The 21,901-nt window shown below is 50.7% G+C and carries 23 protein-coding genes; 15 read left to right on the top strand and 8 right to left on the bottom strand.

Annotated features, from left to right (window positions below):
• Positions 1 to 13: 13 nt before the first annotated feature.
• Positions 14 to 214 carry a hypothetical protein gene (locus tag D3H65_RS01350; RefSeq protein ID WP_119054344.1) on the bottom strand — a complete coding sequence of 67 codons (201 nt, stop codon included), beginning with the start codon at positions 212 to 214 and terminating at the stop codon, positions 14 to 16.
• A 272-nt stretch (positions 215 to 486) separates the two neighbouring features.
• Positions 487 to 1,131 (bottom strand): DUF6266 family protein, encoded by a 645-nt coding sequence (locus tag D3H65_RS01355; protein ID WP_119048537.1) that lies wholly within the window; start codon positions 1,129 to 1,131, stop codon positions 487 to 489.
• A 529-nt stretch (positions 1,132 to 1,660) separates the two neighbouring features.
• Between D3H65_RS01355 and D3H65_RS01360 the strand changes: the two genes are divergently transcribed.
• The 4 genes from D3H65_RS01360 (at position 1,661) to D3H65_RS01375 (ending at position 4,938) form a co-directional block, all read left to right on the top strand.
• Positions 1,661 to 2,212 (top strand): RNA polymerase sigma factor, encoded by a 552-nt coding sequence (locus D3H65_RS01360; protein WP_162915341.1) that lies wholly within the window; start codon positions 1,661 to 1,663, stop codon positions 2,210 to 2,212.
• A 126-nt stretch (positions 2,213 to 2,338) separates the two neighbouring features.
• A complete protein-coding gene (locus tag D3H65_RS01365; RefSeq protein ID WP_119048539.1) occupies positions 2,339 to 2,692 on the top strand; it encodes a hypothetical protein in 354 nt (117 codons plus the stop codon).
• A gap of 223 nt (positions 2,693 to 2,915) precedes the next feature.
• Entirely contained in the window at positions 2,916 to 3,290 is a 375-nt protein-coding gene (locus tag D3H65_RS01370; RefSeq protein ID WP_119048540.1) for a nuclear transport factor 2 family protein, read from the top strand.
• Between the two features lie 307 nt (positions 3,291 to 3,597).
• Positions 3,598 to 4,938 (top strand): FAD-binding protein, encoded by a 1,341-nt coding sequence (locus tag D3H65_RS01375; protein WP_119048541.1) that lies wholly within the window; start codon positions 3,598 to 3,600, stop codon positions 4,936 to 4,938.
• Positions 4,939 to 4,958: 20 nt separating this feature from the next.
• Here D3H65_RS01375 and D3H65_RS01380 read toward each other — a convergent pair whose 3' ends face one another.
• Both D3H65_RS01380 and D3H65_RS01385 read right to left on the bottom strand, forming a co-directional pair.
• Positions 4,959 to 5,408 carry an SRPBCC family protein gene (locus D3H65_RS01380; RefSeq protein ID WP_119048542.1) on the bottom strand — a complete coding sequence of 150 codons (450 nt, stop codon included), beginning with the start codon at positions 5,406 to 5,408 and terminating at the stop codon, positions 4,959 to 4,961.
• 234 nt (positions 5,409 to 5,642) lie between these two features.
• The gene (locus D3H65_RS01385; RefSeq protein ID WP_162915342.1) at positions 5,643 to 7,037 is read right to left on the bottom strand and encodes an alpha/beta hydrolase; all 1,395 of its coding nucleotides are present in this window, start codon (positions 7,035 to 7,037) and stop codon (positions 5,643 to 5,645) included.
• 114 nt (positions 7,038 to 7,151) lie between these two features.
• Between D3H65_RS01385 and D3H65_RS01390 the strand changes: the two genes are divergently transcribed.
• Both D3H65_RS01390 and D3H65_RS01395 read left to right on the top strand, forming a co-directional pair.
• Complete coding sequence (locus D3H65_RS01390; RefSeq protein ID WP_119048544.1) at positions 7,152 to 7,595, top strand: response regulator; 444 nt, start codon at positions 7,152 to 7,154, stop codon at positions 7,593 to 7,595.
• Positions 7,592 to 8,011, top strand: coding sequence for a response regulator (locus D3H65_RS01395; protein WP_119048545.1), 420 nt, complete (start codon positions 7,592 to 7,594; stop codon positions 8,009 to 8,011). Before D3H65_RS01390 ends, D3H65_RS01395 begins: the two co-directional genes overlap by 4 nt.
• Positions 8,012 to 8,059: 48 nt before the next feature.
• Here D3H65_RS01395 and D3H65_RS01400 read toward each other — a convergent pair whose 3' ends face one another.
• Positions 8,060 to 8,278 carry a chromate resistance protein gene (locus D3H65_RS01400; protein ID WP_245999658.1) on the bottom strand — a complete coding sequence of 73 codons (219 nt, stop codon included), beginning with the start codon at positions 8,276 to 8,278 and terminating at the stop codon, positions 8,060 to 8,062.
• Positions 8,279 to 8,488: 210 nt separating this feature from the next.
• Here D3H65_RS01400 and D3H65_RS01405 point away from each other — a divergent pair, with 210 nt between their 5' ends.
• The 6 genes from D3H65_RS01405 (at position 8,489) to D3H65_RS01430 (ending at position 13,167) form a co-directional block, all read left to right on the top strand.
• Positions 8,489 to 9,562 carry a manganese catalase family protein gene (locus D3H65_RS01405; protein WP_119048546.1) on the top strand — a complete coding sequence of 358 codons (1,074 nt, stop codon included), beginning with the start codon at positions 8,489 to 8,491 and terminating at the stop codon, positions 9,560 to 9,562.
• Positions 9,504 to 10,211 (top strand): DsbA family protein, encoded by a 708-nt coding sequence (locus tag D3H65_RS01410; protein WP_162915343.1) that lies wholly within the window; start codon positions 9,504 to 9,506, stop codon positions 10,209 to 10,211. Before D3H65_RS01405 ends, D3H65_RS01410 begins: the two co-directional genes overlap by 59 nt.
• A gap of 221 nt (positions 10,212 to 10,432) precedes the next feature.
• Positions 10,433 to 11,584 carry a sensor histidine kinase gene (locus D3H65_RS01415; RefSeq protein ID WP_119048548.1) on the top strand — a complete coding sequence of 384 codons (1,152 nt, stop codon included), beginning with the start codon at positions 10,433 to 10,435 and terminating at the stop codon, positions 11,582 to 11,584.
• A 249-nt stretch (positions 11,585 to 11,833) separates the two neighbouring features.
• Positions 11,834 to 12,229: a response regulator gene (locus tag D3H65_RS01420; RefSeq protein ID WP_119048549.1), complete on the top strand. Its 396-nt coding sequence runs from the start codon at positions 11,834 to 11,836 to the stop codon at positions 12,227 to 12,229.
• Between the two features lie 69 nt (positions 12,230 to 12,298).
• Positions 12,299 to 12,757, top strand: coding sequence for a VOC family protein (locus D3H65_RS01425; RefSeq protein ID WP_162915344.1), 459 nt, complete (start codon positions 12,299 to 12,301; stop codon positions 12,755 to 12,757).
• 44 nt (positions 12,758 to 12,801) lie between these two features.
• On the top strand, positions 12,802 to 13,167 hold the full coding sequence (locus D3H65_RS01430; RefSeq protein ID WP_162915345.1) for a hypothetical protein: 366 nt from the start codon (positions 12,802 to 12,804) through the stop codon (positions 13,165 to 13,167).
• 21 nt (positions 13,168 to 13,188) lie between these two features.
• On the opposite strand, the gene D3H65_RS01435 is transcribed toward D3H65_RS01430, so the two are convergent.
• The gene (locus D3H65_RS01435; RefSeq protein WP_162915346.1) at positions 13,189 to 13,842 is read right to left on the bottom strand and encodes a DUF4142 domain-containing protein; all 654 of its coding nucleotides are present in this window, start codon (positions 13,840 to 13,842) and stop codon (positions 13,189 to 13,191) included.
• Positions 13,843 to 14,032: 190 nt separating this feature from the next.
• Between D3H65_RS01435 and treZ the strand changes: the two genes are divergently transcribed.
• The 3 genes from treZ (at position 14,033) to D3H65_RS01450 (ending at position 19,209) form a co-directional block, all read left to right on the top strand.
• Positions 14,033 to 15,856 (top strand): malto-oligosyltrehalose trehalohydrolase, encoded by a 1,824-nt coding sequence (gene treZ / locus D3H65_RS01440; RefSeq protein WP_119048552.1) that lies wholly within the window; start codon positions 14,033 to 14,035, stop codon positions 15,854 to 15,856.
• Positions 15,856 to 18,525 carry a malto-oligosyltrehalose synthase gene (treY, locus tag D3H65_RS01445; RefSeq protein WP_119048553.1) on the top strand — a complete coding sequence of 890 codons (2,670 nt, stop codon included), beginning with the start codon at positions 15,856 to 15,858 and terminating at the stop codon, positions 18,523 to 18,525. Before treZ ends, treY begins: the two co-directional genes overlap by 1 nt.
• 207 nt (positions 18,526 to 18,732) lie before the next feature.
• Positions 18,733 to 19,209 carry a YciE/YciF ferroxidase family protein gene (locus D3H65_RS01450; protein ID WP_162915347.1) on the top strand — a complete coding sequence of 159 codons (477 nt, stop codon included), beginning with the start codon at positions 18,733 to 18,735 and terminating at the stop codon, positions 19,207 to 19,209.
• Here the strand turns inward: D3H65_RS01450 and D3H65_RS01455 are convergent.
• Together D3H65_RS01455 and D3H65_RS01460 are read right to left on the bottom strand one after the other, a co-directional pair.
• Positions 19,206 to 20,159 (bottom strand): TIGR03885 family FMN-dependent LLM class oxidoreductase, encoded by a 954-nt coding sequence (locus tag D3H65_RS01455; protein ID WP_119048555.1) that lies wholly within the window; start codon positions 20,157 to 20,159, stop codon positions 19,206 to 19,208. The two genes, D3H65_RS01450 and D3H65_RS01455, sit on opposite strands and share 4 nt — an antisense overlap.
• Before the next feature lie 16 nt (positions 20,160 to 20,175).
• Positions 20,176 to 21,885, bottom strand: a complete 1,710-nt coding sequence (locus tag D3H65_RS01460; protein ID WP_119048556.1) for an alpha-glucosidase — start codon at positions 21,883 to 21,885, stop codon at positions 20,176 to 20,178.
• Positions 21,886 to 21,901: the final 16 nt, after the last annotated feature.

The following is a 21,901-nucleotide window of genomic DNA, read 5'->3' on the forward strand; positions in this document are numbered from 1 at the left end:
TCCCGGCAGTGAATTAGTGCTTATTCGAAGACCTGTGTTTGTACCATCTTACTACTTGTCCCATCAACAGGGAAACTAAAAAACTAACCATCGCGCCGGTAGCGGCCAAAACAGAAGTTTTTAGCAAGTCACCCGGATGAATACTCATGATGATGGATAAAATGGTACCGCCGGTAGTGCCGGCTGTTATGGTATTATGGGCTTGATGGTTCATAAATAAACTGTTTAAAGAATGAATGATGATGAACCAATGCGCAAGGATTACTCCTTGAAAGCCATGTTGGCGGTGCGTTAATACAAGGCCAGCTTGCATCAACAAAATATAGCTGATACATAAAGGAGGCTTTTAGTTGTTGAACAAACTAAAATTGTAAAGAAGAAGAATGATAGAGAAGAAAAAAAATGGAGAAGAATGTGCTGTACCAAAGATGAGGAAAATTATTGTGTGCACCCAATAATTTTCTTTTTTTAACAAAATGCCAGACGCTACACTTGTATGTCTATCTGTCCGGTATAGAGACTATCGGCATAATCCTGTTCATCTTCCGAAAGGAAGGTGATCCAGGTATGCAACGATTCTCCAACGAACCCGGGTACCGACAGTGTATCGGTCAGGGCGCTACGCAATGCTCCTTTCCGGTATACTGCACGGTTGAACTCAGAAGAGTAGGCAACAAGGATCACCCGATCGTTAGGCGACTCTTTACCGATACTCCCTTCTGTATTGACCCAGTTAAACCGTATAACGGCACCGGCTTCTGCTGTAGCATTGGCCGTCGAAGCATTGTGCAGGCTTCCCCTGCTCACATACACCAGGTTGTACAGGATACTGAACGAAGGATAAGTGCCAACGACTGCTCTTTTGAGTACGTCTGAAAGCGCCGAGTTTACCCCCGTCTCATTAGCGGCGGGATCATCGTAAGTCAACATATACAGATCCGACATGCTGCGGATAAACCTGTTGGCTACCGCAAATCGTGCCTGTTGCTGCAATTGTTTTTGACTACTGATCCTTTTCTTTTTGATGGTAGGCAAACTGCGCATGTATTCGATGCCTTTCCAGTTGCTGCCGACCACGGTGCCTACGGTTCCGGAGAAGCCGCCCAGGACACCCTTTCGAATCCTTCCCATAAAATGTAAATTTTAAAGTTAAAAAAAAATGGTTTGCGAACAACAGCAAAGGTTAACCGGTGTATCTGCGGTTGTTCAATACGAATATAATATCCCGCAAAAGCGATTTCCAAATGCCCAAACGCATATCAGCATGTTTCGGTACATACCGTTAAATACAGTTAAAAACAAGCACATTTTGTAAATTCCTTAACAAGTACATATAGGCCCCACATAGGGGGTAGATTAGCTTCTTCTTCGGTACTTGTTCGGTACTCGTTCGGTATTCGCTTGGGCTGGCTTTGGTAATTACCGAAGAAATACCGAAGAAGACCAAACCAATATACAACCTTGTTAATACCCTGGCACGAACAAGGAGCGGTCGGGACACTGCATCGTTATCCCAAAAGGATTCGGGTATCTATACCCGAATCCGGTCAAAATAGGCAGCCATTCACAAAAAAATACAATCTGGCAACAGTCGTACAGCAAATCCTTGTATATTGAACCTGGCAACTCTAATATCCCATTAATCACCAAAACGACTAGCTTGACAGTTAAGCAATTTGAACAGTATTATTTGACCTGCAGGGTTAATTTCTTCCGGTATACCCGCCAGTTTGTAAAAGATGAGAAAGCCGCACAGGACATTGTAAGTAATGCCTTTGAACATTGCTGGAAGGTGAAGGAAAAGTTTGATACGCAGGCAGCTATGCAAAAGTACCTCTATGCCATATGCCGCAGCAGGTCCTATAACTTCCTTAAATACGGCAGTGGATTTAAGAATAAAAAAGAACTGATCGTAAAAGACCTGGAGGCCCTGGCGCAAGTCGTGAGCGCCGACGACGAGGTGACGCGCAATACCATGATCAACGAACACCTGGAGGAAATGCACAAGGCGCTGCAACAGCTGCCCGATCAAAAACGCTCCATCATCCAACTGGCTTTTTTAGAGGAATTATCAAATGACGAGGTAGCCAGTCAGCTGGGTATTACGCCCCTGCATGTGAGGGTTGCTAAATCGAAAGCATTAGCTCAGTTACGCAACCTCCTGCAAAATAAAATACTGCTGGATGCCTGCGCCCTCATTTTACTCTCTTAGAAACGGAGTAGTATACCCCGGCTACAGGGTCGGAAAAATAAATATGGGCTGGGACGGTAACGATCCTGGGGTGAACTTGTTTTATAAGTGAAGAAGAATGTTTTTATCGCTCTCGAAATACAAAAAATGGAAAAGCATGTAAATGATGCTACACGATTGCGCCTGCTTATTTATAAACAGGCCAAAGGTGTACTCACCGTAGACGAACAGGCGCAGCTGGATACATTTGTTAACCGATCGGTAGAGAATGCCAGGCTGGTAAAATTGTTAACTACCGACGCAGGGTATGCCATACTGCTGCGCGACCAGGCCCGCAGTGAAAAAGCCTGGAAAGGAAAGCACCTGCATTTGACACACAAGCATTACAGGCGCAAGAGGTCGGACAATTATATGCAGCTGTCCATTGTGGCAGGCATTGTATTGGCATTGCTGATCGGTGTTGTTTATTTCCTGATTTGGATGAGCAGCATTAATAAATAACTATTAATAGCTAGTTGCAATAGCAGTCGTAGCCCTCCCGTTATGATTGATGAAATAGATTATTCGTATGATAATGGATGGCAGGAGGCTTTTTCCCTACGCATAAATAGGGATGGAAATTGTATCGTTGCCCCTCCCACCCATGGCATCCTTTTTATACCTACTACCAGCGCCCGCTGCCCCTCATCGGGAACCAGGGGGCCACCATAAAACTAATTACCACATGCAGTCAAACAATATCGCCATACTCGAAAAGGCCAATGCAGCTGTTGCAAAAGGCGACAATGAAGGATTTTTGAATTGTTGCACCGAGGATACCGAATGGACATTTGTGGGCGACAAGACACTGCGGGGTAAGGAAGCCGTTCGGCAATACATGGCTACGACCTACCTGGAGCCGCCAAAGTTCATGGTCGAAAGATTGATCGACGGAGGGGAGTATGTTACCGCGCTTGGCAAGATCAGTATGAAGGACCAGCAGGGGAAAATGGTGGACTATTCCTATTGCGATGTCTGGCAATTTCGCGATGGCAAGATGGCTGCATTAAAGGCGTTTGTTATTGAGGAGCCTAAGGAGTCCGGACCAGGTAAAGAGTAGCTGCATTTACTGTCTCTTTTTCAACTTTTTCTACCACAAGTAGCCCAAAGCAGTTATTGTAGCCGGTAATGGTCATAACACGCCCGTTCACCGGTAGTGCTGGCTGGGATCCCGTAAATTTGGTGTAAGAAACGGGCCTGCCCCGGAGGAAAGCTGTAGGGCAGTCGTAGGGTAGTCGTAGGGTAGTCGAAGGGTAGTAATAGGGTGAAAATAGCGTTGATCGATTTTTTCGATTTTTTCAGTCAATCAGGCAGGCCCTTCCATGCCCGCCCGCCAATATTTCGCAGGAGAAGAATACTTTTGCCTCATGGCAACAAATCAGGCACACAAGCCAATAGAAAATACACCGGAGCATACAGCCCCACCTCAACCACTGCACAACTGGGCAGGCAATATCACTTTCAGCACCGGCCATATAGTGTATCCCGACTCCGTAGAACAGGTACAGGCATTGGTACAGCAGTCCCCCTCACTGCGGGTGCTGGGTTCCGGCCATTCCTTCAACCCCATTGCCGACAGTCCCCATATCCTGCTGTCTACGAATAAGCTCAATAAGGTATTATCTCTCGATGAAGCGGCGCTGACTGTCACCGTGGAAGGGGGCATTACCTATGGGGCCTTGTGCCCCTGGCTCGATGCCAAAGGATTTGCCTTGCACAACCTGGCTTCCCTGCCGCATATCTCCGTGGCAGGCTCCGTGGCCACCGCCACCCATGGCTCAGGCGTGACTAATGGCAATCTTGCAACAGCCGTCACGGCCCTGGAAATGGTGCTGGCAGATGGTAGTATCCGTCGGTTATCGAAAGAGCAGGACGCGGATCAACTCGCAGCCGCCGTAGTGGGCCTCGGTGCCCTGGGAGTGGTCACCCAACTCACCCTGCGCGTACAGCCACGCTTTCACATGCAGCAATATGTATACGAACACCTGCCGCTGGCGCAGCTCACCCAACATTTCCACCAGGTCATGGCCGCAGGGTATAGTGTAAGCCTGTTTACCGATTGGCAACAGGACAGTATCAACGAAGTATGGATAAAAACGATGGCAGGGGAGGGGCACGGCTTTTCACAAATGCCCCTTTTCTTTGGTGCCACAGCGGCCCGGCACAAGCTGCATCCCATCGCCGGAGTAGCTGCCGAAAATTGTACCGACCAGTTGGGCCTGCCAGGGCCCTGGTACGAGCGCCTGCCGCATTTTAAAATGGGCTTTATGCCCAGCAATGGCGAAGAGCTGCAGTCCGAATATTTTGTGCCTGCGCACCACGCCGTAGAAGCATTGCAGGCCCTCGCTGCCCTGGGCAAACAGACCGGACCGCATTTGCTGATCTCCGAGATCCGCAGCATCGCCGCCGATGAGCTGTGGCTTAGTCCCAGCTACCAGCAGGATACCATCGCCTTTCACTTCACCTGGAAGCAGCACATCCCTGAAGTGATGCAGCTATTGCCCCTGATCGAAGGGGCGCTGGCCCCCTTCCGGGCGCGGCCGCATTGGGGTAAGCTCTTTACTATCCCGCCAGCCGTATTGGAAGAGCGCTACGAAAAATGGGCGGCATTCAAACAAATGGCCACCCAATTGGATCCCCGGGGCAAATTCCGCAACCCGTTTTTGGAACAGCAGGTATTTGGTATGCCTGCAGCCAGCCAGGGTTGATCCCCTATTTAGTAGTCAGCTTATGCATCCGGTATCACCGGCTCTACCAGCCTGGCCAGTTTTTCCAGCGATTCCTGCCAGCCTAAATAACAAAACTCTACAGGTATAGCAGCCGGAATGCCCGCCTGTGTAATATTGATCTCCGTACCCGCAATGGTTTGCCGCAGTGACACCGTGGTCAGCATTTCTCCGGGCAGGTTGGGATCATCAAATTTATCCGTGTATTTCAACAATTCATTGGGCTTGAGTTCTACATAAGTGCCGCCGAAGGAATGACCGTTGCCGGTAGAGAAATTCTGGAACGACATCTTATAGCCGCCGCCTTTCTCCACCTTCATCTCGTGTACTGTGCAGGTAAATCCATAAGGAGGTAACCAGGAAGCGATCGCTGCCGCATCGGTGAAGGCGCGGTATACTTTTTCAGGACTTGCTTTAAGTACGCGGTGTAATGTTACAGTGTTGTTTGACATATACTATCATTTTTTCCTACTCGTATGGCTTTTCGGTTTCGCCCGTTTGTACAGTGGTCGCTGCTCCACTTTGTTCAGCTGTTTGCTTTGACAAAACAAAGATGGGAAGAAATTTAGAGTAGGACAGAGGCTGTATACGACTTTAAGCGGGGCGATTGCGGCCTGTGCGATAGTAGGTCAGTTTATTGCCTGCCGGCAGTTTTTTCCCGCCGATAGATACCTCATTTACTTCGATCACTCCAACAGGCTTTGTAATTTACGGGCATCATCCATGCTGTATTGCGTCTTCGTGGCATCATACTGTTTGATAAACGCATCGATGTTTTGTTTGCCTTTTTTCTTCAGCACCTTTTTATCCGAGGCCACTTTGGCAATAAAGAACTTGAAGGACAACTGAACGCTGGCCGGCGCCAGTTTTTCCCATTCTTCCGCAAAGGCAATCGCCTTTTCCGGCTTGTTCATTTTATAGGCTATTAGCTCGATCGGGCGCCGGAAGTAAAAGAAATTACTTTTATAGGAGGCCGGATCGTTCAGGTAGTTGGTCCAGTACTCAAGCGCTATATCGTACTCCGAGATCCTTTCATACAACTGCGCTGCACTGGAATTAAACTGGTCATCGATCTTCAGGTGTTCCTTCATATAGGCCAGGTAGCTTTTGGCCTGGTCTTTATTGGTCACAATACCGAAGGCCAGGTCCATGATGGCGTTTCTGTCCGCTTTGGCATCGATGCCATAGATACCGTTGATCCGGTCCAGGGTATTTTGAATAAGCACCGTAGGGTCCATATGGATCTTGCGCAGCGAGTCTGCCAGCTCCCGGTCCCATCCGTTAGGCTGGTAATAATCCGAGAAGACAAAACCAAGGCCATTGGCAAGCCCCATACCTGCAATGCCGCTATGGTCGGCTGCATATACCTCGTGTTTTACCTTCAGGTACGGGTTGCTATTGAGCTGGAACAAGCTATCGAGCTTCCTGCCCGAGCGCAGTCGCGAAGTAGCGTCCCGCGTACCGGAAGCCACGAAGTAATAATTGTTGTTGGTAAAATTCCCCTGGCTGTAGTTGATGTATTGCTCCAGTTCATCACCGAAGAGGTTCTGGCTAAGGCCGATCACGCCCCGGAAAGCAGCCGGGCTGGCCGTCATCGCATTCTGCGCAAATGTAGCCCCATCCGAATGGCCCACCAGGATGTTGAACACCGGCGTGGAATACTTACGGGCAATATGTGCCGGCACCTCTTGGGTGAGGTAATCATGGAACTTTTTGTTCCATCCCGTGAAGGCTCCCGTATTTAGATTAGGTGTCAGGTCATAGTTCCTGTTCGGACTGTTGATGCCCACCACAATGCAGGGGGGAATAACACTGAAATCCTGCAGCTTTACCACATCATTCACAACAGGATCAAATAGCCAGTTCTCATCCAGCACATAAATGACCGGGTATTTATTGGTGGGCTTAAAATCATCCGGCAGATAAACCTTGATCTTCCGCTTGGCATTGAGGGAAGCGGATTGAATAGTGTCGACATAATATTTGCGCGAAATGGAATGACTGTTCGGGGTACTGTCCGTTTGCGCCTGCAAGCTGCCGCCCCACCAGGCGAGGCATAGGACCAGGAGTATATTTTTCATGAAATACATTTGTCCGGCGAAATACGTAAAGCCGCCGCGCTTTAAATTGTATTTTTCGGACAAGGGACCAGGCCATCCCTGCTGGCATATGGTTTGAATTTAAATACCAGAAAAATGTTGCCACCAGGTTTCAAAATATTACTGGTAGAAGATGATCCTGACGATCGTTTTATCATCGACGAGGCATTTATAGCTATCGGATACGAGGCGGAGATCAAAAAGTTTATCGATGGAGATCATCTTTTCCAATATCTCGGGCAGATCGAATCCCATCAGTACCCGGCCCTGATCGTATTAGACAGTGTGCTGCCCCGGCATGATGCGGTTGATATCCTGGCCATATTAAAAAAAGATCCGCGATACAGCGGCATCAGGGTGATCGTATATTCTACCGTAATATCGCCACAGCGAAAGGAGTTACTCCTGGCCGGGGGCGCTTATGCCTGTATCAAAAAAGGAGCTACCATGGAAGAAGTGATTACCGTAGCCAATGCATTGAAAGCCATTGCCGAATCTGACACCGGCGCCGGAAGCGGCGTCACCAACCAATTAATATGACCAAAGGACCTATCATTATAGTGGATGATGATCACGACGACCGCGATCTATATGCTGAGATCATCCATAACATTGGAATTCCCAATGAGATACGCTTTTTCGGAGATGGCCTTCCCGCTCTGGAGTATTTGTTGGCTACGACTGAGCAGCCATTCATCATCCTCTGCGATATCAATATGCCGCGTATGAATGGCCTGGAGTTCAAAGGGCGTATTCAGGACAATCCCTACCTCCGCGAGAAAGGTATTCCCTTTGTGTTCATATCTACCCATTCTGATAAGAAAGTGGTGCGCATGGCCCACCTGTTAAGTGTTCAGGGTTATTTTGAAAAACCCACTTCCATGAATGTTATCCGCACCATGCTTACCTGCATCTTCGATTATTGGGAACGCTGTAAACACATCAACAATACCTGAGACAGATCTGGCATCGTTAAAAGGCTATGCCAAATTGAAAGCCTGCCGTTACCGAGGCAGGCTGCTCATTGCCAAACCTGGCAGGTACCGGTAAGGCGATATAATAACTGCTGTTTGTCTTCTATTTAATACCTCCAGCAGCAGGTGTTCAAAAGGTTGTTGCGTATGCTTCTCCTTTTGCAGGTGTTTCGCCCAGCTATACAGCGCATCATAGATCAGCATGCCTTTCTCCAGTAACTCATAGTCGTTTGGGTGATTATAAGCCATACCCCCAGCAATGGCCCACAATTTTCGGATGCTGACGGGTGATCCATTTCATGCGGTCAATTTACACAATAGCCTTGACTATCGGTAAATTAATAAATGATGCTGCGGTGCTGTTACATGGGTAATACCAGCTACAGGCATTATCTCTACACATAAACAGCACCTGGCTGTCGGCGCAGGAATTGCTGCGCATACACTAAAATTAATTGTATGTTTTACCATGTAAAAGAATTACAGTTCAACGTACGCGTGTCTAAACCGGATCCTGCTTTCGCAACCTTACTGCTCGAACAGTTTGGTGGCGCCAATGGCGAACTGGCTGCTGCGCTGCGTTATTTCGGGCAGGCCTTCGGCGCCAAGAAACCATATCCCGATAAGTACGACCTGCTGATGGATATTGCCACCGAAGAGTTCAGTCACCTCGAGATCGTAGGCGCTACCATTCAGCTGCTGCTCACCGGTATCAACGGCGACCTGAAGAATGCTGCCGACAATTCAGAAATTATGCAACTGCTCAATGGAAAAGCAGCCAAAGAGGACATGATCCACCAGGGTATGGTGGCCCCGCAGTTCTTCGTAGGTTCAGGCGGCGGCCCCGCCTATACCAATAGCCAGGGTGTTCCGTGGAGCGCCGCTTATATTAATGGAGATGTACAGGGCGACCTTACCAGCGAACTGCGTTCCAATGTAGGCGCAGAAACACGCGCCAAAATGGTCTATGAATATTTGTTACAGTTCACCGACGATCCTTATATCAAAGACACCCTCCGTTTCCTCATGACGCGGGAAGTGGCCCACTTCCAGATGTTTGAAGCGGCCCTGGCCTCTATCCAGCCCAACTTTCCGCCCGGTATCCTGCAAGGCGATCCACGCTACAGCAACCTTTATTTCAATATGTCCAGTGGGAATGATTACCGCGGTCCATGGAACCAGGGCGTCAGCAGCCAGTTTGGGGAAACCTTCCAATATGTTGACGATCCTATCCAACATGTAAGGGATACAAACGGTTTGCTGGACCAGGAACCCGAAGGCACCGATCGTACCGAAGAAGAGGTGGCGGAATTAGATCGGCAATTGAGCGCACAAAGAAGCGCCGAGGTCAATGAAGCATGCCCTATCGGAGAACAGCAATGGAATGATCCGGAAGCCGAAGCCGGCGACCAGGCCCGTGTGATGGCCAACAATGCGATGCCCATACCCGGCGCCGATGCCAACATCACTGCCAATGAAGCCGCACCAAAACCTTTCGAAGAAAAAAGCAATGGAAGAAAGAAAAAGAAATGATCCCATACAAGCTACCTGGTTTACCGATCCACTCTGCTGCTGGAGCTGGGGCATGCAGCCTCACCTCGACCAGTGGCAGGCTGGATATGGTGATCAGCTTACCCTGCAATACGTGATGGGAGGCATGTTGCCATCATGGCAGCAGTTTCACGATGAAGCGAACAATGTTAGCAGGCCGGTACAAATGGGGCCCGTGTGGATGCACGCAGCCCAACTGATGGGCCGGCCTGTTCATCACCAGGTGTGGATGAAAGATCCCCCGGCATCTTCCTATCCCGCCTGTATAGCCGTAAAAGCTGCCGCGCTCCAATTACCGGAGGCCGGTATTACCTTGTTCAGAAACCTGCAGCAGGCCCTGATGGCAGCAGGAAAGAACATCGCCTCCTGGCCCATCCTGCAAAGCCTGGCCGCACAGCTGGTAGCTGAATACCCCGCCTTCGATCTCAGGCAATTTGAGGCAGATTATAAGCAGGATGCGGCGATCGATGCTTTCAAACAAGACCTCGCCCGCGTGGCGCAATACCGTATCACCCGGTTTCCAACCCTACTGATAGAAATACCCGGGCAAAAAGGAATTCTTTTAGCTGGTTATCGCACAGGCGAAGGTATTATGCAAGCCGTTGAGCAGGCTTTCCCCAACCTGGTGTAAACAACCCATTGCGAGTCCACGACTTTCGTTCTCATCTTTCTCTTCTTTTAACATCCCATATACGGACAATATGGGGAAGCATGCACCCAGCTTGTCGAAGGCGTCTAAAGGGTGGGTCGCCCTTTCGGGGCGGCTCACCCTGATCTAAAGGTGTTTAATGATTTACAAAAAGGGATGTTGCAAATGGTCCACGTTTTGCAATAATCTCTAAAATTTAATGAATGAACCAGTCTATAGACCTGTCTGACAAAGGATTGGCCGGTATGCTCAATGATTGTAGCATCGACCGCATCATGGCTATGGACAGCGACTGGCGCATCATAGCCTGGAACAATACCGCCGAAGCCATTTCCGGTATCCGCAAACGCGACGTGATCGGTAAAAAACTACTGGAGGTGTTTCCCCTATATGCACAGGATAAAGATATGATCACCGCCATCAACCTGGCCTTCTCGGGCATCAGGAGTTTTGTGCCTGCCCACAAGGAATTTTTCAACAGGCAGCATTATGAAAATCACTTTATTCCCCTCAAGGATGCAGATGACCAGCTCATTGGTGTCATGAACATTATGCACGATGTAACCCAACGCATCAGGGCTGAGCAGCAATTGCACCAACTCAATATCGCCCTCAAAAAGAAATACGAACAACTCGAAAGGGCCACCGACGAACTGTCTACCATTACCTATATTACTTCCCACAACATCAAAGAGCCCCTGCGCATGGTCTATTCGTCCATTGAATTGCTTATACGTGCAGAGGCGAAAGTGCTCTCCGATGGGGGCAAGGCCAACCTCAGGCGCATGCAGGCCTCACTCAACCGCATGAACCTCCTGCTCGATGATATCGTGGCCCTCTCCGGTATCAGCAACCCGGCAGAGGAAGGCACGCCTGTCGACCTCCAGGAAGTGGCACAGCAGGCCATCCTGCAACTCGATCAAAAGATCAGGGCCAACGATGTGCGGCTTGAACTGGAAGACCTGCCTGTGGTGAACGGCCACCGCCAGTTATTGAATTACCTTTTCTTCCACCTCATCAATAATGCCATGCGGTTTCGAAAGCACAACGAAGCATTGGCCATCCGGATCAAAAGCAGTGAGGAGCCAATGCCCGGTGCCAATCCGGCAGCTTCATTTCCAATAAAATACACAAGGATCAGTTTTATCGACAATGGCACCGGCTTCCACCAGGAAGATGCAGAAAGAATATTCCTGATGGCCGATAGATCACCCCAGAAATACGCCAGTTCCGGCGTTGGTCTGGCCATCTGCCGTAAGGTGATGATGGCCCACGACGGTTATATTCAGGCCGAAGGATGGCCTGGCAAAGGCGCCGCCTTTCATTGTTATTTCCCCAGTCATATTGACAGCTAACTATGATTTTATTTTGGCCGTTTTTAGGAAATAATATAGCTTCGTATCACTCACGGTATGCCTTTTACCGTTTGTCCATACATCCCCGCTCAATCAAGGCCATACCTGGTCATCACTCCTTCTTTGATCCTTATTAATTCCTTTTTCAGGTATTGCAGGAACACTTCCTTACCATGGCTGAGTCATGAGCCTGATTGACCATTTACAGCGGTTTGCCATGCAAGAACTGTTTAACATTAAACATTGACTATGCAAAAACTTATCTTACTTGTTGACGATGACCAGGATGAATTCCTTATACTCAACGAGGCCGTTGAGATGGCGGGACTTCCCTGTTATTGCCTTTGGGCCAATGGTGCCGACCGGGCAGAGCGATTGTTGCAGCACATACTGCCCGATCTGATATTGATCGATTACAATATGCCCGTCACCAATGGAATGGCCTGTCTCCGCAATATCAGGAAAATGTACAACCTCAGGCAGGTACCCATCGTTATGTACTCCAACCATATCAACGATACTACCAGGGAGCAGGCCCGCAACGAAGGAGCCGTCTGTATGCAAAAAACAGCTTCCATCGAACAACTGGTCAAACACCTGAGCATATTGGCCGGAGAGGGCAAAGCAATCTCCAATTTCGCATAGCACAATTACCATCTCCCTGCAACAGTATATTCGTTTTACAAAAGACTGTAAAAAGACTTACCAGGAGGCATGAAATTTGTCTTATGGGAACAGGTCATAAAATCAGTTCCCTTGGCAAAAGAATATGAATACCATATCATCCCTACAAGCATTACGCCGTTCCTGGTGGTGCGTAATGGGGGCGCCGCTATCGAATTTTATACCAGCGCCCTGGGCGCCCTCGAATTATTCCGCTTCACCGGCCCCGATGGGAAACTGGTAGCAAAGCTGGGTATAGAGGGAGCCATGTTCTGGTTAAGCGATGAAGAACCGGAGTTTGACAGCTGTAGTCCCGAAACAGTAGGTGGAACCCCCGTTCGCATTATTCTTACCGTGAGCGATCCCGATACCCTGTTTGCCCGTGCATTGGAAGCCGGCGCCATCCAACTTTCTCCCGTAACCACCGCACATGCCTGGAAGATCGGCAAATTAAAAGACCCCTTTGGTCATGTATGGGAGATCGGACATCCCTTGCCCGGAAATCCCTGAGCCACACACTACTTTTTCATATGCCTGCTTAAAACAACTTATCTATGACGCGTCTTTTACCAGTATTGGCCCTTGTCTTTTTTTGTGCTGCCTGCATGAAATGTGATCCTGTAGCAAAGCAATGCGAGCTCACTACCGGCAACCAACCCTCACCCGCTGCAGGCATGATGCACTATGAAGTAAGTATTACCGGAACGGCCTATGTGCATTCCATTACTTACCAGGGAGAGCAAGGGCCCATCACCCTTTCAAAACCAACCTTGCCCCTTAATATCCAGGTGCCCGTACAGCAAAATGCCCCGACCGGTATGCAGGTACAGGGCATGGCTACCGACGGCGCCGTACATATCCGCCAGGCATTCATCATGGGCAAAGACACCACCGAAGTAAAAGATATATGTGAAGGATAGCTAACTGCTAACGCCTTGCCTTCACAACCCCCTCGAGATCGCCTGTATCGAATCCAGGTGTTTGCGCAGCACAGGCAGCGTGCGGGCAGCAAAAGCCCTGACGGTACTATCTTCGCCTGACTTCGAGGCTTTCTCAAAAGCCTTGATGTCTTTTTGGTGATCATCCACCATCATGTCTACATAGGCCTTATCGAAGGCGCGGCCTTGTTTCTTACTCAGTGCGTCTACATGGTGCTGGTGTTGCTCAGGCAATGACGTTGGCAAAGGGAAGTTCTTGGCTCCTGCAATCGCCTTCAGTTCATCACTGGCCCTGGTATGGTCTGTTACCATCATAGCGCCGAATGCTTTTACACGTTCGTTCTGTGCATTTTGTTGGGCAGTTTGTCCCAGCATCACTTCCATCATACCGCCGCCGGCTGCTTCTTTCATGAACGTGGCCGTTTTATCATCCTTGATCGGCGCCGGATCTATCTTACCGGCAGCGGGCAGTTTATTCGCCGTGTCCTGAGCTGTATGATCAACCGGCATACGGTTGGGATTATTCAGGTCTGCACTGTCGCGTCGCTCAGAAGTTTCCCCGGTATTATTCTGGCTGCTGTCGCGGTTACTGTTCTTGCAGGAAGAGACAGATAACGCCACACCAAGCAGCAACGAAAGAGCAATAGATGTTTTCATATCATTGTTATTATACCACATACCGCATAATTCTTATGCCACTTACCACTCCCCACTTGCCTATAATCATACTCACATTGAGCAACACCTCACTGGCCATTTGTTTGCAACCATAGCCCCGGTATCTTGTCCGGATCGTCCATCACCCAAAAAGTAGTCTTGAAGCCCTGATCAAAAAACACGTTATTATATGAATGACAACTGGCCCGATGTGGGCGCTTTCTATCATGCCGGTAACACCTGCACGTTTACCGTATGGAGTCCCTTGTCACAATCCGTTTCCCTGCTCATCAACGGGCAGCAGCAGCCATTGTTGGTAGATGAAAGAGGCTATTGGCAGGTAACCCTTCCGGGTATTGAGCCCGGCAACCAATACCAGTATGTGCTCGATGGGGGAGACCCCTTGCCCGATCCCGCCTCCTGCTGGCAGCCCAAAGGCGTACATGGTCCCTCTGCCGTGGCCGATCCGTCCTTTACCTGGACCGATCAGGCCTGGAAAGGACGCCCGCTGGGGGAGCTGGTGATCTATGAGCTGCATACCGGTACCTTCACCCCGGAGGGTACGTTTGACGGCATCATCCGCCAGCTCGGTTATTTACAGCAGCTCGGCATCAATGCCATCGAACTAATGCCCGTGGCAGCTTTTGCCGGCGACCGCAACTGGGGCTACGATGGCGTATTCCCCTTTGCTGTCCATACCGTGTATGGCGGCATCAGCGGGCTCAAACAACTCGTCAATGAAGCCCACCGGCGTGGCATTGCCGTTATACTCGATGTGGTCTACAACCACCTTGGTCCCGATGGCAACTATTTTTCTCAGTACGGTCCTTACTTTACCGATAAATACAAGTCTGTATGGGCCCGGGCCATCAACTTCGACGATGCCTACTGCGATGGCGTACGGCAATACTTTTGGCAGAATGCCCTTCGCTGGCTCGATGAGTTCCACATCGATGGCCTGCGCCTTGATGCCGTGCATGCCATCTGGGATGCCGGCGCCGATCACTTCCTCGCTGCCCTGCAGCGCAAAGTGGAAGCATTGGAAAAACAGACCGGCCGGCACAAACTACTCATTGCGGAGTTTGACCTCAACGATCCCCGTTATGTAGAGCGTGTGGAAAAAGGCGGCCTGGGCCTGGCCAGCCAATGGGTCGATGAATTTCACCATGCCCTCCACGCCATCGTTACCGGCGAAAAGGAAGGCTACTATGAAGACTTTGGCGAATACTGGCACCTGCAGCAATCCCTGCGCAGTTCCTATGTATACATCGGTCAATATTCCCGGCACCGCAAAAAACATTTCGGGGCCCTGCCCGCCGGCATCCCCTACAGCAGGTTCGTGGCTTTTGCCCAAAACCACGATCAGGTGGGCAACCGCCTTCTGGGCGACCGCCTCACCACTACCTTATCTTTTGAAGCCCTCAAACTCGTGGCTGCCACCTTACTCTTGTCGCCCCATGTACCCCTTCTGTTCATGGGTGAGGAATACGGCGAGCAAAATCCATTTCAATATTTTGTCAGCCATACCGATCCTGCACTTATAGAAGCCGTGCGCAAAGGCCGCCGCGAGGAATTCAAACACTTCAACTGGCAGGGAGAGATACCTGATCCGGCAGCCATCGAAACATTCAATGCCAGCAAGCTGTCCTGGAATTACAGCACAGACCCCAGGGCCCAAACCCTGCTGCGCTTTTACCAGTACCTCATTGCCCTTCGCAAAAGCAGCCCTGCCTTGTGCTGTACCGGCCGTGAGCACCTCGATATACTGCCCATAGAAGATACAGGCATCATTGCTTTCAAACGTTGTGCACAGGACCTGGAAGTACTCGTCTTCCTCAACTTCAATAAGCAATCCGCTGCCTGTACCTGGCCCCTGCCGCCCCCTGCCCGCCGCTTGCTCGACTCCTCGGAAAAAACCTGGCTCGGCCCCGGCAGTATCGATAACGGCGGCAAGGCCGGAACCTGGACCATGAACCCTGAATCGGTGATCGTTTACGAATTAAGCAATGCCTGATGTATATTCCATCCGCCACCTACCGTATACAGTTACACAAAGGATTTACCTTACAGCAGCTCGAAGACATACTCGGTTACCTGCAGCAGTTAGGCATCTCCACCATTTATGCATCTCCCGTTACCAACGCCGGTGCCGGCAGCACCCACGGGTACGATGTAACAGACCCCCATACCATCAACCCCGGGATCGGCAGCCTGGAGGAGTTGAAAAAAGTGATCCTGGCCGCAAAACAAAAAGGCCTCGGCTGGCTGCAGGACATCGTGCCCAACCATATGGCCTTTAGTCCCGCCAACAAAAGATTGATGGACGCTTTGGAGCGCGATGCCCTGTCTGAATTCCATGGCTACTTTGATATCAACTGGAAGCACCCCGGTTGTAGGGGAAAAGTGATCGCGCCCTTCCTGGGTGATACACTCACCCATTGCATCGCCAACAATGAAATACAGATAGTATTGAACAAAGAAGGATTTTGGGTGCAATACCAGCAGCAGCAATACCCCCTGTCCCTGCCCGCCTGCAGCATGCTGCTCTCCGTATTCACCATGCTGGCCAAAGGAAAGGACATGCCGCGTCAACTGATGCAGCTATGGCCCGGTGGATGGCAGAATGCTTCTTTTGCCAGGTGGCAGCAATACAAGGCCGGCGTATTTGAAAAGATAGCGGGCAACAACAGGCAGCGCCAGCAGTTGGAAGCCTGGCTGGCTGTCATCAACAAAGACAAAGAACTGCTCACCCAATTGGTAGAAGGCCAATACTACCAGCTTTGTCATTGGCAGGAAGTAAATAAGCACATCAACTACCGGCGCTTCTTCACCATCAGTTCCCTCATCAGCCTCCGCATGGAAGCAGCGCCCGTATTCAACGATTACCACATCCTGTTGCACCAGCTGTACAACGAGGGTTTTATCCAGGGCCTCCGCATCGACCATATCGATGGCTTGTACGATCCCCTGCAATACACCCAACAGCTGCGCAGCCTTTTTGGAGAGGACTGTTACATCGTAGCAGAAAAAATACTGGAAGCCGGTGAAGACCTGCCCGCTGCCTGGCCCCTGCAAGGCACCACCGGGTATGAGTTTTTAGCCGCCGTGAGCCAGCTGCTCACCAACCGTACCGGCGGCGCCCGGCTCACGCGCTTCTACCAGTCCCTGGAACCGGGCCAGCAATCGTTGGCCCGGCAAACCATCGCCAACAAACAACTGATACTCGATCAATACATGCAGGGAGAATGGGACAACCTTACCCGTTATTTTGAAGAGTTGCACCTGGCGCCTTATGAGGCCAACTGGAAACAGGCCATCGGCGCCCTGATGGTGGCCCTGCCTGTGTACCGCCTGTATCCCGGTAGTTTTCCCTTGCCGCCTGCCGACCGCCTGCTGCTGGAAGAAGCCATTGCACAGGCCCGGCAAATCCTGCCCGCAGCCGGCCATGAACTGGATCACCTGCAACAGTTATTCTGCGGGCATACACCTGGCACAGACAAGCAGGAAGCCATCCTGCTTTTCCTGAAAAAGCTGAACCAGTATACCGGCCCGCTGATGGCCAAAGGGGTGGAAGATACTACCTTCTATACCTGGAATGCCTGCATCGCACACAATGAAGTAGGCGATACCCCCCAGGCCCTGGGCAGCACCATCGGCGCCTTTCACCAGCAAATGAAAGCAAGGCAGCAGGCCACGCCGCTATCCCTCAATGCTACTGCCACCCACGATACCAAGCGCGGCGAAGATGCCCGCCTCCGCATCAATATGCTCAGTGAAATGCCCGGCCAGTGGGAGCTGGCCGTCAGCACCTGGTTCTCCCTCAACGAGCCCATACATACCCTTGTAGATGGCCGGCCTGCGCCCACGCGAAATGAGGAGTATTTCCTGTACCAGGCCATCATCGGTGGTTTTCCGGAAGATAGTATCCCCACGCCCCAATGGATCGAACGCCTGCAGCAGTCCTTTCAAAAAGCCATACGCGAGGCCAAGGTACATACCACCTGGGACCAGCCCCATGAAACCTACGAGCAGGCCTGCCATGATTTCATACACCGGTTGTTTGCAAAGGACCATTCCTTTTTGCAACATTTCCTGCCTTTTATGCAACAGGTAAATGAGGCCGCCGCCGTGGCCTCCCTCAGTCAGCTATTGATCAAGCTCACTGCGCCCGGTATACCCGATATCTACCAGGGTTGTGAATTGGGCGACTACAGTTTTGTAGATCCCGACAACCGCCGGCCCGTCGATTACCAGCAACGCATACAATACCTGCAGCAGGTACAGCAGGAAGAGCAGCGGGGCAGGGAAGCCCTCTTTGCTTTCCTGCGCAGCCATCGCGCACAGGGACTGGAAAAATTATTCCTTACCTGGAAAGCTTTGCAGTTTCGCCGGCAGCACAAGGAGCTGTTCATCCACGGCGATTACAACGAACTAACCGTAAGTGGTGCAACACCGGTTGCCATTGCCTATACCCGCCAATGGCAGCAGCAACAGGTGATCGTAGTAGCATCTTTGCCCGCAGCCCGGGAGCAACAGGAAGCATGGATCACCCTACCCGGAGACATGTCATCACACTGGACCAATGTATTGACCGGCGAAAGCATCCACCTCACTGGCAACAGGGTGCCGCTAACAACCTGTTGCACCTGGTTGCCTGTAGCCCTGCTGAGCCAGGACAGCTAATTTTTCTTTGTCTGTATACATCTTTTATTTACCTTCATTTTACCTATAATGATCCCTTCATTATTTGTCCGTACATCCCCGGAGCCACCCTTTTCCTATTGCCGGTATTTTTATCTTTTAGCTTGTATATGATAGTTGACGCCATGAAGTGGGTTGCTCATTCGATCGGATGCAGGGCTAACTTTAAACTATAACCGGATGCAGGAAATGGCTGCCAAACAAGAAGATGACCTGATGTTGTTCTTCAACAATGCCCTGAAAAAAATGTATTGGGCCGAAAAGAACATTGAACGTTTACTCGATCAGATGCATGTGGAAGCATTCTCCATTAACCTGAAAAATACCATCGAAATACACCAGCTGCAAACACGACGGCATATACAGCGTCTCGAACAGGTATTTAAGGAGCGGGAACTAAAACCGGAAGGCCGGTTTTGTGAAGCCCTGAAAGGATTGCTCAATGATGCCATGGTAGGTTTCAGCGATACCGTGCGCAAGACCCGCATCCGCGATGTAGCCATCAGCACCTGCCTGTTAAAGATCACCCATTATGAAATGGCTACCTACACTATGCTTATCCACATGGCCCAGGCAATTGGATGGCACGCCATTGTTGACCTTCTGCACCAGAACCTCGCCGAAGAAAAAGAGATCGTAACAGAGCTGGACCGCCGCCCGTATTAACTTTGTTTCAAATAATTCCCAAAATCCTCAATAAATCCTTCCTGCAGCCGGTTTACATTGTGCAGGATGATACGCGTTACACCCGGCTGCTCATACGCTGCCACCCGCTCCATCAACTGTTCTATATCTGTAAAAATGGGCACCTTGCCTGCTACCTCCTCCGGACTAATATCCTTACCTGTTTCATCAAACTGTTCCGGCTTGTATAGCGTAGTCAGTTTTTCCGGCGGTGCCAGGTTGGAGCGCCATTGGTCCCAGGCGCCCATCAGCGCTTCTTCCCTGTTGCGTGCATACGAAAAAGCAAACTGCAGGTGTACCGGTTTATCAGCGCCATGATTGTCGCGGAATGCCGCTACCTTCTCCCAGGTAACCGCAGGTTCCTGCGCAGTGGTCAGCAAGCCATCTGCCCAGGGGCCTGCCCAACGGGCAGTAGTAGCCGACACCGCCGCACAGAACAACGGCGGCAGGTATATCGGCAGCGAATACAGTTTGGCTTCCTGCACCCTCACATGACCGTCAAAACTGACTTCCTCACCCAGCAGCAGCCGGCGGATGATCACCGCGCATTCCAGCAGCCGTTCATTGCGTACGGCCTTGGCAGGCCATGCATCACCCGTGATCATTTCATTCAGCGCCTCGCCGCTGCCCAGCTCCACCACCAGCCTTTGCGGAAACAATTCCGCCAGCGTGGCAATGGCCTGTGCTACGATGGCCGGATGGTAGCGCTGTCCCGGTGCACACACCATACTAAAGGGCAGGGTAGTGGCCTGCATGGCCGCCCCCATCCAGCTAAAGCTATAGCCGCTCTGGCCCTGGCGCACACTCCAGGGATGAAAATGGTCTGATGAATGAATGCCGTCAAAACCTGCCTGTTCTGCCTTCACCACCAGGTCAAGCAAATGCGAAGGCGCAAACTGTTCATGTGCGGCATGATAACACAACAAAGCCATAGATCAGGATGAATAGTTAGGATAAAGCGAGTTCAAATACCACCGCCTGGTAAGGCAGTAATACCAGTTCTTCGCCGTTTAATTGTAAAGAGGTTTCATTATTGATAACCGGTTCCTCCTTCTTCAGCCGGATGCCTGCCGGCAGGATATAGTTCACCAGTTCCTTCGAAAAATTAAGGATCACCGCCATGCCCGCATCTTCCAGCACACGCGTGTACGTATACACCTGCTCGTGCGCAGCATCATACAATTGATACCGTCCATATACCAATGCGAGGTGTTCTTTCCGCAATTGCGTAAGGCGGCGGAAATAATTCAAAGGAGAGTTGCCATCTGCTTCCTGAGCTGCTGCATTGATGTATACATGATCAGCATTCACCGGTATCCAGGGTTCCCCCGTGGTAAAACCCGCCTGGGGCGTGGCATCCCATTGAAAGGGTGTACGGCCGTTATCCCGCGCACCATATTGTTGATCGCGCAGGAACTGCTCCAGGTCTTCACCCTGGCTTTGCAGGTATTGGTACATCGACAGCGTTTCAATATCGCGGTAGTCATGGATGCGTTCAAACTTAATATTGGCCATGCCCAGTTCATCCCCATTGTAAAAGATCGGCGTGGCCCGCATCGTCAGTAAGAACGTCATCAGCATTTTGGCCGAAGCAAGCCGGTATTCCGGGGCGTCATTGCCCCACCGGCTCAGCATCCTTGGCTGGTCATGGTTGCCCAGGTAGATCGTGCCCCAGCCTTCCTCCGCAAATACTTTGTCCCAGTCGCTGTATAATTGTTTAAATGTGGAAAGCCGGTAACCTGCCGGGTCAGGTCTTTTGAACGCGTCTTTTACATACCCGATGCCCATGCCCTCAAAATGGTACAGCATGCTCAGCTCCTGCCGGTCCTCATGCACAAAGGCCAGCGCCTCTTTTTTTTCTATGCCGGGCGTTTCGGCAATCGTTACCGCTTCGTAATGTTGTAATACCTCCCGGTTCATTTCGTGCAGGTAGTCGTGCAGTTTAGGTCCGTGGCTAAATACATAGGACCAGTCATTGTGGTATTTTTCTTTTAATTCCTCCTCGCTTACCACCGGCCAGTTCGTATCCTTGGCAATATAAGAGACTGCATCCAGCCGGAAACCGTCGATGCCTTTATCCAGCCAGAAGCGCATCATGCCATAGATCTCTTTCCGCAAAGTGGGGTTCTCCCAGTTGAGGTCTGGCTGCTTGCGCGAGAAATAATGCAGGTAATAAGCGTCCGTAGCCGCATCGTATTGCCAGGCGTCGCCCGCAGGGTCGAAGAAGCTATGCCGCCGGGGCGGCTTGCCTTTTTCAGCAGGCCACCAATGATAATAATCCCGGTAGGGATTGTCCCGCGATTTACGCGACTCCACAAACCAGGGGTGCTCATCACTTGTGTGGTTCACCACCAGGTCCATCAGCAATTTGATACCCCGCGCATGTAAGCCCGTCAGCAGTGCATTGAGGTCTGCAATCGTACCAAATACCGGTTGGATCGCTTCGTAATTGCTGATATCATAACCATTGTCGTCGTTGGGGGAGGCATATACCGGGTTGAGCCATACCAGGCCCACTCCCAGGCTTTCAATATAATCCAGTTTCGATACCAGCCCCGGCAGGTCCCCGATGCCATCTCCATTGCTGTCCTTAAAACTGCGTGGGTACACCTGGTAGATCACGGTTTCCTTCCACCAGTCTTTGTCTTTGATCTCCATAGTTGATTACTTGTTC

This window comes from Paraflavitalea soli (assembly GCF_003555545.1).
In the GTDB taxonomy this organism is placed as follows: Bacteria; Bacteroidota; Bacteroidia; order Chitinophagales; family Chitinophagaceae; genus Paraflavitalea; species Paraflavitalea soli.

Bases quoted from the DNA above. Each gene is read 5' to 3' on its own strand.
- D3H65_RS01350 (WP_119054344.1), bottom strand. From the start codon at position 214: ATGAACCATCAAGCCCATAATACCATAACAGCCGGCACTACCGGCGGT.
- D3H65_RS01355 (WP_119048537.1), bottom strand. From the start codon at position 1,131: ATGGGAAGGATTCGAAAGGGTGTCCTGGGCGGCTTCTCCGGAACCGTA.
- D3H65_RS01365 (WP_119048539.1), top strand. From the start codon at position 2,339: ATGGAAAAGCATGTAAATGATGCTACACGATTGCGCCTGCTTATTTAT.
- D3H65_RS01370 (WP_119048540.1), top strand. From the start codon at position 2,916: ATGCAGTCAAACAATATCGCCATACTCGAAAAGGCCAATGCAGCTGTT.
- D3H65_RS01375 (WP_119048541.1), top strand. From the start codon at position 3,598: ATGGCAACAAATCAGGCACACAAGCCAATAGAAAATACACCGGAGCAT.
- D3H65_RS01380 (WP_119048542.1), bottom strand. From the start codon at position 5,408: ATGTCAAACAACACTGTAACATTACACCGCGTACTTAAAGCAAGTCCT.
- D3H65_RS01385 (WP_162915342.1), bottom strand. From the start codon at position 7,037: ATGAAAAATATACTCCTGGTCCTATGCCTCGCCTGGTGGGGCGGCAGC.
- D3H65_RS01390 (WP_119048544.1), top strand. From the start codon at position 7,152: ATGTTGCCACCAGGTTTCAAAATATTACTGGTAGAAGATGATCCTGAC.
- D3H65_RS01395 (WP_119048545.1), top strand. From the start codon at position 7,592: ATGACCAAAGGACCTATCATTATAGTGGATGATGATCACGACGACCGC.
- D3H65_RS01400 (WP_245999658.1), bottom strand. From the start codon at position 8,278: ATGGCTTATAATCACCCAAACGACTATGAGTTACTGGAGAAAGGCATG.
- D3H65_RS01405 (WP_119048546.1), top strand. From the start codon at position 8,489: ATGTTTTACCATGTAAAAGAATTACAGTTCAACGTACGCGTGTCTAAA.
- D3H65_RS01410 (WP_162915343.1), top strand. From the start codon at position 9,504: ATGAAGCCGCACCAAAACCTTTCGAAGAAAAAAGCAATGGAAGAAAGA.
- D3H65_RS01415 (WP_119048548.1), top strand. From the start codon at position 10,433: ATGAACCAGTCTATAGACCTGTCTGACAAAGGATTGGCCGGTATGCTC.
- D3H65_RS01420 (WP_119048549.1), top strand. From the start codon at position 11,834: ATGCAAAAACTTATCTTACTTGTTGACGATGACCAGGATGAATTCCTT.
- D3H65_RS01425 (WP_162915344.1), top strand. From the start codon at position 12,299: ATGAAATTTGTCTTATGGGAACAGGTCATAAAATCAGTTCCCTTGGCA.
- D3H65_RS01430 (WP_162915345.1), top strand. From the start codon at position 12,802: ATGACGCGTCTTTTACCAGTATTGGCCCTTGTCTTTTTTTGTGCTGCC.
- D3H65_RS01435 (WP_162915346.1), bottom strand. From the start codon at position 13,842: ATGAAAACATCTATTGCTCTTTCGTTGCTGCTTGGTGTGGCGTTATCT.
- treZ (WP_119048552.1), top strand. From the start codon at position 14,033: ATGAATGACAACTGGCCCGATGTGGGCGCTTTCTATCATGCCGGTAAC.
- treY (WP_119048553.1), top strand. From the start codon at position 15,856: ATGTATATTCCATCCGCCACCTACCGTATACAGTTACACAAAGGATTT.
- D3H65_RS01450 (WP_162915347.1), top strand. From the start codon at position 18,733: ATGGCTGCCAAACAAGAAGATGACCTGATGTTGTTCTTCAACAATGCC.
- D3H65_RS01455 (WP_119048555.1), bottom strand. From the start codon at position 20,159: ATGGCTTTGTTGTGTTATCATGCCGCACATGAACAGTTTGCGCCTTCG.
- D3H65_RS01460 (WP_119048556.1), bottom strand. From the start codon at position 21,885: ATGGAGATCAAAGACAAAGACTGGTGGAAGGAAACCGTGATCTACCAG.